Annotated in this window: 9 protein-coding genes and 2 pseudogenes; 8 read left to right on the top strand and 3 right to left on the bottom strand. The window is 63.2% G+C overall.

The annotated features are described in order from the left end of the window. Positions 1-159 precede the first annotated feature (159 nt). Positions 160-537 carry a DoxX family protein gene (locus NKH12_RS28420; protein ID WP_352956181.1) on the top strand — a complete coding sequence of 126 codons (378 nt, stop codon included), beginning with the start codon at positions 160-162 and terminating at the stop codon, positions 535-537. A gap of 130 nt (positions 538-667) precedes the next feature. On the opposite strand, the pseudogene NKH12_RS28415 reads toward NKH12_RS28420, so the two are convergent. After that, positions 668-1,524: pseudogene (locus NKH12_RS28415) on the bottom strand (SDR family NAD(P)-dependent oxidoreductase). 216 nt (positions 1,525-1,740) lie between these two features. Further along, positions 1,741-2,376 carry a TetR family transcriptional regulator C-terminal domain-containing protein gene (locus NKH12_RS28410; RefSeq protein WP_502910856.1) on the bottom strand — a complete coding sequence of 212 codons (636 nt, stop codon included), beginning with the start codon at positions 2,374-2,376 and terminating at the stop codon, positions 1,741-1,743. 242 nt (positions 2,377-2,618) lie between these two features. Here NKH12_RS28410 and aptA point away from each other — a divergent pair, with 242 nt between their 5' ends. The 4 genes from aptA to hydA all read left to right on the top strand — a co-directional run bounded on the left by aptA (position 2,619) and on the right by hydA (position 7,276). Further along, a complete protein-coding gene (aptA, locus tag NKH12_RS28405) occupies positions 2,619-3,947 on the top strand; it encodes an omega-aminotransferase AptA (RefSeq protein ID WP_352956179.1) in 1,329 nt (442 codons plus the stop codon). A 139-nt stretch (positions 3,948-4,086) separates the two neighbouring features. Continuing rightward, positions 4,087-4,506, top strand: coding sequence for an endonuclease domain-containing protein (locus NKH12_RS28400; RefSeq protein WP_352956177.1), 420 nt, complete (start codon positions 4,087-4,089; stop codon positions 4,504-4,506). A gap of 3 nt (positions 4,507-4,509) precedes the next feature. Beyond that, entirely contained in the window at positions 4,510-5,760 is a 1,251-nt protein-coding gene (locus NKH12_RS28395; protein WP_352956176.1) for a Zn-dependent hydrolase, read from the top strand. Between the two features lie 64 nt (positions 5,761-5,824). Further along, entirely contained in the window at positions 5,825-7,276 is a 1,452-nt protein-coding gene (gene hydA, locus NKH12_RS28390; RefSeq protein WP_352956175.1) for a dihydropyrimidinase, read from the top strand. 259 nt (positions 7,277-7,535) lie between these two features. Here the strand turns inward: hydA and NKH12_RS28385 are convergent, their stop codons facing one another. Further along, complete coding sequence (locus NKH12_RS28385) at positions 7,536-7,940, bottom strand: cupin domain-containing protein (protein WP_352956174.1); 405 nt, start codon at positions 7,938-7,940, stop codon at positions 7,536-7,538. Positions 7,941-8,068: 128 nt separating this feature from the next. Here NKH12_RS28385 and NKH12_RS28380 point away from each other — a divergent pair, with 128 nt between their 5' ends. The 3 genes and pseudogenes from NKH12_RS28380 to NKH12_RS28370 form a co-directional block, all read left to right on the top strand. After that, positions 8,069-8,860: an ABC transporter ATP-binding protein gene (locus NKH12_RS28380; RefSeq protein ID WP_352956173.1), complete on the top strand. Its 792-nt coding sequence runs from the start codon at positions 8,069-8,071 to the stop codon at positions 8,858-8,860. Positions 8,861-9,356: 496 nt separating this feature from the next. Continuing rightward, on the top strand, positions 9,357-10,235 hold the full coding sequence (locus tag NKH12_RS28375; protein ID WP_352956172.1) for an ABC transporter permease: 879 nt from the start codon (positions 9,357-9,359) through the stop codon (positions 10,233-10,235). Then, positions 10,232-10,759, top strand: a pseudogene (locus tag NKH12_RS28370) (ABC transporter permease); the annotation flags it as partial. The gene NKH12_RS28375 and the pseudogene NKH12_RS28370, both read left to right, overlap by 4 nt.

Here is a 10,759-nt window from a genome sequence, read left to right as displayed (position 1 = left end):
CCAGGGTGCGCGGCGCGAGGGCAAGACAACACCCGGGCCCCCGGCGCGGGGTCCGAACCCCCCCATTACTCCACGCCCGGGCGCCCAGGGCGGCGTGGGCCGCCGGGCGGGGCCGGGCGCCCCCGCGGGGGGTCCCTTCTTGCTTTTGGGATCAAGAACATGTTGTCGAATTTTGAGAATGAGATTCTTCTTGTCGCCCGCCTGCTGCTCGGCGGCGCGTTCGTCTTTGCCGGTCTGCGCAATGTGCAGAACGTGACCTTTCTGACCCAGCTGATGACCATACGCGGTGTGCCGCAGGCGCGGCTGATGCTGTGGCTGGGGATCGTCTTGCAGACCGTCGCCGGAGGGCTGGTGATCGTAGGCATCTGGACCGCCCTGGCGGCCGCATGCCTGATCCTGTTCCTGCTTGTCGCGACGCCGATGTTCCATAATTTCTGGGATCATCAGGGGCCCGAGCGCGCGTCCCGCATCAACGGCTTTGTCGGCAACGTGGCGTTGACTGGAGGGTTCCTGGCGCTGGCGGCGCAGCCGCTTTGAACGGTTCGGGCAGCGGCCTCGCGGAGGCAGCCGCCACGGTCTTTGGCGTCTTGTTGAGCTTGGTCTTTTCCGAAAACCGGTTCCCAGTTTTCGCGCGGTCGCGAGGCCATGCAGGAAGAGCCGTCGATGATCACGGCATGTGAGGGTTTTCGGTCATGGATGCTGAAATCGAAGCGCGCTCGACAAGCTCGCGGCTCAATGTCCGCAATTGCTGTCTTGCCTTTGCGTCATAGGCTTGCGCGTTGGCGCGAGATTCTCTTTGGCCGTCGAAATAGAGGCCGCTCCGCCCTTCGAGGGCAGGCGATGTCGCGAGGTTGAGGATGGCATCGCGCCCGTCTCGACCGAGTTCCACGGCGTGATGCCTGCCTGCCGGACCATGGTGGTGTTCATGTAGCTTGCCGGATGCAGGCTGTTGACGGTGACGCCCGTGTTCTTCAGTTCCTGAGCCAGATCGATGGTGAACATGATCTGCGCCAGCTTGCTCTGGCAGTAGGCGCGGACGCCGTCGTAGTTGCGGGTCAGCATGACATCGTCGAAATCGATCGCCTGCTGGCCGGCCGAGGCGACGTTGACGATGCGCGCCGGCGCGCTCGCCTTGAGCAGCGGCAGAAGCTCCGATGTGAGCAGGAAGCCGGCGAGGTAGTTGACGGCAAAGCGCAGCTCGTAGCCGTCGGCGCTGACCTGCCGCCTCGCATTGGGGCCGGCGGTGCCGACGCCGGCATTGTTGATGAGGATATCGAGCCGGTCAGTCCTGGCGCGGACGGCCTCGGCGAGGCGGCGGGCCTCGGCCAGGGACGAGAGGTCGGCGACGAGAAGCTCGGCCTTGCCGCCGGCGGCTTCGATCTCGGCGACCGTCGCCTGGCCCCGTGTCGCATCGCGGCCATGCACCAGGACCCGCGCGCCGTCGGCGCCGAGCCTTTGCGCGACGATGCGGCCGACGCCGTCGGTCGACCCGGTGATGAGGATTGTCTGGTCTTTCAGTTCCATGCTCTGAGCCTTCATGTCGTTGCTCTGTGTGGAAGATGGGACTCCGGCACGCGTCAAACAGGTCAAACTTTATCCTGATATCGATACTGCTATAATGAGGCCGATGGGTCGCCCGACGCATTCAGCCGATGGTGGCCGCAGCCCGTCAGCTTCGTCATCCTAAGGTCTGCACTGCGTCGCCGCTCCTTGCTGCGCCGCAGGATGACGAAACGAGAGTTAGGTTTTCGGCTGCAGTCCGTCGATGAACAATTGCTCGAGAAATCTTGCCGCGTCCTCGAAGCGGCCGTCGCCGCCGCGGTCGGGCCCGAGCACGGCGCGGACCTGAACGTCGAAATCGGCATAATGCTGCGTCGTCGCCCAGATCGAGAAGATCAGGTGCCAGGGGTCGGTGCGGGCGATCTTGCCGGCGCGCATCCAGCCCTTGATCACGGCGGCCTTCTCGTCGACCAGCGTCTTCAGCTCGCCTTCCAGCATCGGCATGATGCGCGGCGCACCCTGCAGGATCTCGTTGGCGAACAGGCGGCTTTCCCTAGGGAAATCGCGCGCCATTTCGAGCTTGCGCCTGATGTAGCTGCGCAATTCAGTCAAGGGGTCGCCGATGTCGTCGAGTTCGCGCAGCGGCGCCAGCCAGGTGTCCAGAAGCCGCTGCATCAGCGTCTCGTGGATGTCCTCCTTGCGGCGAAAATAGTAGAGCAGGTTAGGCTTCGACATGCCGGCGGCTTCGGCGATCTGGTCGATGGTCGAGCCGCGAAAGCCGTTGGTTGAGAAGACCTCGAGCGCCGCCTCCAGGATCAGCTCGCGCTTTTCCTGCTGGATGCGGGTACGGCGAGGAGCGTCCATGCCTGTCGTCATCCGCGCAGGACATTGCCGAGAGGGTCATCTGGACCAATTCTCTGGCCCAGTTTTTCTCCGGCCTGTGGAGCGCGCTTCCGCTGCCGCATTTCCGCTAGTAATCCCTTGACCGCCGACAGGGCGGTGCTAACGTTTGTCCAATCGGTCAAAATTTGCGTAGCACGAAAACGCAGCAGAGACCAAGTGTCGGGAAGACCAAGCGTTAGCCGCAGCGAAACAGGTTACAAGGGAAAGTCTTGGTCATGTCCAACCGGCTGAAAGTCACGCCGAACGATCTCAGCGCATTCTGGATGCCGTTCACGGCAAACCGGCAGTTCAAACAGGCGCCTCGCATGATGGTGTCCGCCAAGGACATGCATTACACGACGAGCGACGGGCGCAAGGTTCTCGACGGCACCGCCGGCCTGTGGTGCGTCAATGCCGGCCACTGCCGGCCGAAGATCACCCAGGCGATCCAGAGCCAAGCCGCCGAGCTCGACTATGCCCCGGCCTTCCAGATGGGCCACCCGATCGTCTTCGAACTGGCGAACCGTTTGGTCGACCTCGCGCCGAAGGGCATGGACCATGTGTTCTTCACCAATTCCGGATCGGAATCGGTCGAGACCGCACTGAAGATGGCGATCGCCTATCACCGCGCCAAAGGCGAGGGCTCACGCACGCGCCTGATCGGCCGCGAGCGCGGCTATCACGGCGTCAATTTCGGCGGCATTTCGGTCGGCGGCATCGTCACCAATCGCAAGATGTTCGGCACGCTGCTCGGCGGCGTCGACCACATGCCGCACACGCATCTGCCCGAGAAGAATTCATTCACCAAGGGCGTGCCCGAGCATGGCGCGGAATTGGCCAACGAGCTGGAGCGGATCGTCGCTCTGCATGACGCCTCGACCATAGCGGCCGTCATTGTCGAGCCGGTAGCCGGTTCCACCGGCGTCATCCTGCCGCCGAAGGGCTATCTCGAGAGGCTGCGCGAGATCTGCACCAAGCACGGCATCCTTTTGATTTTCGACGAGGTTATTACCGGTTTCGGCCGCCTCGGCACGCCGTTCGCGGCCGACTATTTCGGCGTCACACCCGATATCATGACGACAGCCAAGGGCGTCTCCAACGGCGTCATTCCGATGGGCGCGGTGTTCGTCAAGAAGGAAATCCACGACGCGTTCATGACCGGCCCCGAGCATATGATCGAGTTCTTCCACGGCTATACCTATTCGGGCAATCCTATCGCCTGTGCGGCAGCCCTCGGCACGCTCGACACCTATAAGGAAGAGGGCCTGCTGACCCGCGGCGAGGAACTGGCGCCGTATTGGGAAGACGCTCTGCATTCGCTGAAGGGCGAACCGAACGTCATCGATATCAGAAACATCGGCCTGATCGGCGCGATCGAGCTGGCGCCCATTCCCGGCAGTCCGACCAAGCGTGCCTTCTCGGCCTTCGTCAAGGCGTTCGAGCGCGGCGCGCTGATCCGCACTACCGGCGACATCATCGCGCTGTCGCCGCCGCTGATCATCACCAAGGGCCAGATCAACGAATTGATCGACCATGTGCGTGAAGTGCTGAGGGCGGTGGATTGAAGAACTGGGCGCGGATATCCCTCCCCCTCGAGGGGAGGGTGGCCGCGAAGCGGTCGGGTGGGGTCGGTGCGCCAGTGCGCCGACCTGATCTTTTGCCGCGAGGTCTCCGCTGATGCCTCGTACTCGGGTGAGTTTCGAAATGCGCCAAAAGGCGCGCGCGCTTCGAGTTCACGCGACCAAGGGCGAATCCTTGCTGTGGTATGAACTGCGCGCGCTGAAATCGGCCGGCATCAAGTTTCGTCGCCAGTGCCCGATCGGACCCTATATCGTCGACTTCGCTTGCCTCGCTGTGAAGCTTGTCGTCGAAGTGGATGGCGATTTGCATGAACAGGAACGAGGCAAGCGGCACGACGCTGTCCGTGACGCCTATCTGCGATCGCTCGGATTCGATGTCTTCCGCGTTGATGAGCCCGATGTCATAAACAGTGCCTGGCAGGTCGCGCAGGGGGTCAAGGAGAAGGTCGTGCGCATGTTCGGCGACCCCACCCGACTGCTTCGCGGCCACCCTCCCCTCGAGGGGGAGGGGGACGCCGGCGTGCCGCAATCGATGAGGTTTTAGAATATGGCCGCACCCGGCGAGAATCTGCGAATCAATTCAGACCGTTTGTGGGATTCGATAATGGAGATGGCGAAGATCGGCCCCGGTATTGCCGGCGGCAACAATCGCCAGACGTTGACCGACGCCGACGGCGAGGGGCGGCATCTGTTCAAGCGCTGGTGCGAGGCGGCGGGGCTCGAAATGGGCGTCGACGAGATGGGCACGATGTTTGCCCGCCGCGAGGGCACCGAGCCCGATCTGCCGCCGGTCTATGTCGGCAGCCATCTCGACACCCAGCCGACCGGCGGCAAGTATGACGGCGTGCTTGGCGTTCTTGGCGGGCTGGAGATCGTGCGCTCGCTCAACGAGCTCGGCATCAAGACAAAACATCCGATCGTCGTCACCAACTGGACGAACGAGGAAGGCGCGCGTTTCGCGCCCGCCATGATGGCATCCGGCGTCTTCGCCGGCGTGCTCGACCAGGCCGACGTCTATTCGCATGTCGACAAGGACGGCAAGAAATTCGGCGAGGAGCTCGAACGCATCGGCTGGAAAGGCAGCGAGAAAGTCGGTGAGCGCAAGATCCACGCCTTCTTCGAGCTGCATATCGAGCAAGGCCCGATCCTCGAGGACGAGGGCATCGACATCGGCGTCGTCACCCATGGCCAAGGACTGAAATGGCTGCAGGTGACGCTGACCGGCAAAGAGGCGCATACCGGCTCGACGCCGATGCCCAAGCGCCGCAATGCCGGGCTCGGCATGGCGCGGGTGATCGAGCTGGTGCACGAGATCGCCATGGACTACCAGCCCGATGCCGTCGGCGCGGTCGGCCACATGGAAGTCTATCCGAACTCGCGCAACATCATCGCCGGCCGCACCATGTTCACCATCGACATCCGCTCGCCGGAAAAGGAAGTGCTCGACGCCATGGACGGGCGCATCCGCGAAGGCATCGACACGATCTGCGAGGCGCTCGACATCAAGTATCAAATCGACCAGGTCGGCCATTTCGATCCGGTGACTTTCGATCCGGGCTGCGTCAAGGCTGTGCGGGATGCGGCAGAGCGCTTGGGTTATACGCATCGCAACATCGTCTCCGGCGCCGGCCATGACGCCTGCTGGATCAACCGCGTCGCGCCGACGGCAATGGTGATGTGCCCCTGCGTCGACGGGCTGTCGCACAATGAGGCCGAAGAGATCTCCAAGGAATGGGCGGCGGCCGGCGCCGACGTTCTGTTCCACGCAGTGGTGGAGACGGCTGTGATCGTGGAGTGAACTAGAAATTCGGATTTCGAACACCGCTCACCAAGAAGCGCGAGAAAAACAAGGGAACAAGAAAATGTCCAAAGTCATCAAGAACGGCACCATCGTCACCGCCGACCGCAGCTGGAAGGCCGACGTGCTGTTCAAGCACGGCAAGATCATCGCCATCGGCCCGGACCTGCATGGCGATCACGAGTTCGACGCCAGCGGCTGCTACGTGATGCCGGGCGGCATCGATCCGCACACCCATCTCGAAATGCCGTTCATGGGCACCTACTCGGCCGATGATTTTGAGAGCGGCACGCGCGCCGCACTTGCCGGCGGCACCACGATGGTCGTCGATTTTTGTCTGCCGTCGCCGCAGCAGTCGCTGCTTGAGGCCTTGCAGATGTGGGACAACAAGACCTCGAAAGCCTCCTGCGACTATTCCTTCCATATGGCGATCACCTGGTGGGGCAAGCAGGTGTTCGACGAGATGGCCACCGTCGTCGACAAGGGTATCACCTCGTTCAAGCACTTCATGGCCTACAAGGGCGCGCTGATGGTCGACGACGATGAGATGTATTCGTCGTTCCAGCGCTGCGCCGATCTTGGCGCGCTGCCGCTGGTTCATGCCGAGAATGGCGACGTGGTGGCAGGGCTTTCGCAGAAGCTGCTGGCCGCCGGCAATAACGGCCCCGAGGGGCACGCCTATTCGCGCCCGCCGGAAGTGGAAGGCGAGGCGACCAACCGCGCCATCATGATCGCCGACATGGCCGGTGTGCCGCTCTATGTCGTGCATGTCTCCTGCGAGCAGGCCCACGAAGCCATTCGCCGGGCGCGTCAGAAAGGCATGCGGGTGTTCGGCGAGCCGCTGATCCAGCATCTGACGCTCGACGAGAGCGAGTATTTCGACAAGGACTGGGACCATGCGGCGCGCCGGGTGATGAGCCCGCCCTTCCGCAACAAATTGCATCAGGAATCGCTGTGGGCCGGCCTGCAGGCCGGATCGCTGCAAGTGGTGGCGACCGACCATTGTGCGTTCACCACCAGCCAGAAGCGTAACGGCATCGGCGATTTCACCAAGATCCCGAACGGCACCGGCGGGCTCGAGGACCGCTTGCCGGTGCTGTGGACCACCGGCGTCAACACCGGCCGGCTGACGATGAACGAATTCGTCGCGGTGACCTCGACCAACATCGCGAAAATCCTCAACATGTATCCGAAGAAGGGCGCCATCGTCGAAGGCGCCGACGCCGACATCGTCGTCTGGGACCCGAAGCGCAAGAAGACGATCACCTCCAAGAAGCAGCAGTCGGTGATCGACTACAACGTCTTCGAAGGTTTCGAGGTGACCGGCCTGCCGCGCTTCGTCTTCTCGCGCGGCGAACTGTCGATCGAGGAGAACGAGGTCAAGGCGAAGCTCGGCCATGGCGAGTTCGTCGCTCGTGAGCCGAATGCAGCAGTCAACCGGGCGCTGTCGACCTGGAAGGAAATTTCCGCGCCGCGCAAGGTGGAACGCACCGGTATTCCGGCGACCGGGGTGTGAGCTTGCGCAAGGACGGTACTGTCCCGGTGCTAGTTATTGCCGAAGTCGGCGCTGCCCCTCATCCGCCTGCCGGCACCTTCTCCCCGTATAGAGACGGGGAGAAGGGGCTGAACGCAACCTCGGCGTTCTTTCTGGCGACGTCGGAGATTGGCGAAATCGTTTGCGAAGGCGTCCTTCTCCCCGTCGCTATACGGGGAGAAGTGCCCGGCAGGGCGATGAGGGGCAGCGCAAACCTGAAGCGATTGCACTTATGCCGGCCTTAGGCGACCAACCCGTCCAGTTCCGGCAGCAGGACGACGCTTTCCTGTTCGTTGGGATCGGTGCGGGCGATGACCGCCGAGGCCGGGCCGTCGCTCAGATTGGCCGGCAGATGCGGCACCCCGGCGGGAATGTAAAAGAGGTCGCCGGCCTTGACCACGATCTGCTGTTCAAGCCGGTCGCCATACCAGGTATGGACCTCGCCGGAGAGCACATAGATCGCCGTTTCATGGCTTTCGTGCATATGCGCCTTAGCGCGGGCACCGGGCGGCATGGTGAGCAGATGCATGCAGATGCCGGTAGAGCCGACCGTCTCGGCGGCGATACCGGTGAAATAACTCAGTCCCTGCTTGCCTTCATAAGAGCTTTCAGGGCGGATAAGATGACAAGTGGGTTTGGGCGGCATCGGGGAGACTCTCGATCGAGTGGGAACTCTCAGTCGGATAGGACGGGGCGAGTGGAAAGCAACATCGCGGCAAAATCAACCGGATTCCGGCCGGCGCAGCAGCGGCGCAAAAAGGCAGGCTGCGGCCTATGACGGGAACATCGCCAGCCGTCGTTTCGGCAAGTAAGCTCGGCCTGACCTTCCAGACCAGTGACGGTCCGGTGCAGGCGCTGTCGAATGTCGACCTGACCATCGGCAAGGGCGAGTTTGTGTCCTTCATCGGGCCGTCCGGTTGTGGCAAGACGACCTTGCTGCGGGTCATCGCCGATCTGGAGAAGCCGACCTCGGGAAGCATCTCCGTCAACGGCATGACGCCCGAGCAGGCGCGCCAGAGCCGCGCCTATGGCTATGTCTTCCAGGCGGCGGCGCTTTATCCGTGGCGCACGATCGAGCGCAACGTGGCGCTGCCGCTGGAGATCATGGGCCTGTCCAAGTCAGAGCAGGCGGCGCGCATCAAGCGCACGCTCGATCTCGTCAACCTGGGCGGCTTCGAGCAGAAATACCCGTGGCAGCTTTCCGGCGGCATGCAGCAGCGCGCCTCGATCGCGCGGGCGCTGGCCTTCGATGCCGATCTTTTGTTGATGGACGAGCCGTTCGGCGCGCTGGACGAGATCGTGCGCGACCATCTTAATGAACAGCTGCTGGAACTGTGGGAGCGGACCAACAAGACCATCTGCTTCGTCACCCATTCCATTCCCGAGGCGGTCTACCTTTCGACGCGGATCATCGTCATGTCGCCGCGCCCGGGCCGCGTCAGCGACGTCATCGAATCGACGCTGCCGAAGCAGCGGCCGCTCGACATCCGCGAGACGCCGGAGTTCCTGTCGATCGCGGCACGGGTGCGTGATGGGCTCAGGGCAGGACACAGCTATGAGGATTGAGGTGAAGCGGAACTGGCTTGCACCTTCAACGCAGGAGGTGCATCGCCCTTGCGAGGCAGGCGCTAACCGTCCTTTCGTCACCCTAGGGCGGAGCCGCCGCGAAGTGGCGTTCATTGAGAGCGCGGCCAACAACGCCTTCGTCATCCTAGGGCGAAGCAAGGAGCGAAGCGACGCGGCGCAGACCCTAGGATCCATGCCGTTACCTCCCCGCTCCGCAACGGTGCGGAACATCGCTCCCTGTCTCGAGGGAACGTCGTCTGCCGTGGCTTGCCTGGCGGATATTCTGGACCGCTTGGGCCTTTCGGCCGAGGTCACGGAATGGATCCTAGGGTCTACGCCCGCCGCTTCGCGGCGGCTCCGCCCTAGGATGACGAAGGCCTGGTTGACCGCGCTCTCGATTTGCGCCGCTTCGCGGCGGCTTCGCCCTAGGATGACGAAAGCGTGGTTACCCCCTCGCGTAACGCACAGTGTGCATCCGTCTGGCGAAGGCTGCTAGATGGACTCCCTTCGCGACAAGATCGTTCCGGTGACCTCGATCCTCGCTGGCGTGGTGGTCGTCTGGTATGTTTTCGCTGTCATCCTCAACGCGCCGTTCCAGCGCGATCTCGACCGCCGCGCTAACCAAACGCCGGGCGTTGTGGAATTCATCGGCAAGACGATGTCGCAGCCGAAGCCGACGCTGCCGGCGCCGCATCAGGTGGCTGTGAATTTCTTCGAGAACACTTTTCTGCGCAAGGTCACCAGCAACCGCAGCCTTGTCTACAATGCCTGGGTGACACTGTCCTCGACGCTGCTCGGCTTTGCCTTCGGCACGGCGCTCGGCATCCTGATTGCCGTCGGCATCGTGCATGTGGCGACGCTCGACCGCAGCCTGATGCCGTGGATCATCGCCTCGCAGACCATTCCGATCCTGGCAGTGGCGCCAATGATCATCGTCGTGCTGGCAGCGATCGGCGTCACCGGGCTGATTCCGAAGGCGCTGATCTCGACCTATCTGTCGTTCTTCCCGGTGGCGGTTGGCATGGTCAAGGGTTTGCGTTCACCCGAGCTTACCCATCTCGATCTGATGCACACCTACAATGCCAGCCCCTCGCAGACCTTCTGGAAATTGCGCGTGCCGGCGTCGGTGCCGTTCCTGTTCACCTCGATGAAGGTGGCGGTCGCCGCCAGCCTGGTCGGCGCCATCGTCGGCGAACTGCCGACCGGCGCCGTCGCCGGCATCGGCGCCAAGCTGCTCGCCGGCGCCTATTACAGCCAGACCATCGACATCTGGTCGGCGCTGGTTGCCGGCTCGGTGGTGGCGGCGCTGCTGGTGATGGTGGTCGGCATTGCCGGGCGCATCGTCGACCGCGCCATGGGAGGCAGGCCGGCATGAGCGGTCTCCTCAGCCTTTCGTCGATCACGCCCCGCTCGTGGCAAGGGTATGCAGCGCTTGCGCTTCTTGCCGGCGCGATCCTTCTTTGGCCGCTTGTCGATGCGACGCCCGGCTATGACATCGCGACCGCGGCTTTGATTTTCTTGTTGCTGCTTCTGGCAACCGAGGCCGACAATTTCCCACCGGCAATTGGCGTGGTGTTGCTCTTCCTCGGCGCGCATGGCGCGGCGTGGCTGCTGCTCGCCGGCATAACCGGCAATGAAGGCACCGCTCGCGCCTCCTTCTATTTGCTGCTTGCTGCTGCATGGCTTCTGGCCTGGCGCTGCGTGACGGTCCTGTCCGCACTTCGCCCGACCTCGCGCTGGGCGGCGACCGCTTTGAGGCTGATCATTCCGGCGATCTTCGGCGCCTGGATCCTGATCATCTGGGAGGCGGTGACGCGCGGCGCAGGCATTCCTTTCATCCTGCTGCCGCCGCCAAGCGCCATCGGCGTTCGTATCGCCAATTCGCTGCCGGTGCTGGCC

It is taken from the genome of Mesorhizobium sp. M1322 (genome assembly GCF_040318085.1).
GTDB lineage: Bacteria > Pseudomonadota > Alphaproteobacteria > Rhizobiales > Rhizobiaceae > Mesorhizobium.
The sequence above is the reverse complement of the archived record's forward strand: the minus strand, read 5'-3'. Positions and strand labels throughout refer to the sequence as shown.

Bases quoted from the DNA above. Each gene is read 5' to 3' on its own strand.
- NKH12_RS28420 (WP_352956181.1), top strand. From the start codon at position 160: ATGTTGTCGAATTTTGAGAATGAGATTCTTCTTGTCGCCCGCCTGCTG.
- NKH12_RS28410 (WP_502910856.1), bottom strand. From the start codon at position 2,376: ATGACGACAGGCATGGACGCTCCTCGCCGTACCCGCATCCAGCAGGAA.
- aptA (WP_352956179.1), top strand. From the start codon at position 2,619: ATGTCCAACCGGCTGAAAGTCACGCCGAACGATCTCAGCGCATTCTGG.
- NKH12_RS28400 (WP_352956177.1), top strand. From the start codon at position 4,087: ATGCGCCAAAAGGCGCGCGCGCTTCGAGTTCACGCGACCAAGGGCGAA.
- NKH12_RS28395 (WP_352956176.1), top strand. From the start codon at position 4,510: ATGGCCGCACCCGGCGAGAATCTGCGAATCAATTCAGACCGTTTGTGG.
- hydA (WP_352956175.1), top strand. From the start codon at position 5,825: ATGTCCAAAGTCATCAAGAACGGCACCATCGTCACCGCCGACCGCAGC.
- NKH12_RS28385 (WP_352956174.1), bottom strand. From the start codon at position 7,940: ATGCCGCCCAAACCCACTTGTCATCTTATCCGCCCTGAAAGCTCTTAT.
- NKH12_RS28380 (WP_352956173.1), top strand. From the start codon at position 8,069: ATGACGGGAACATCGCCAGCCGTCGTTTCGGCAAGTAAGCTCGGCCTG.
- NKH12_RS28375 (WP_352956172.1), top strand. From the start codon at position 9,357: ATGGACTCCCTTCGCGACAAGATCGTTCCGGTGACCTCGATCCTCGCT.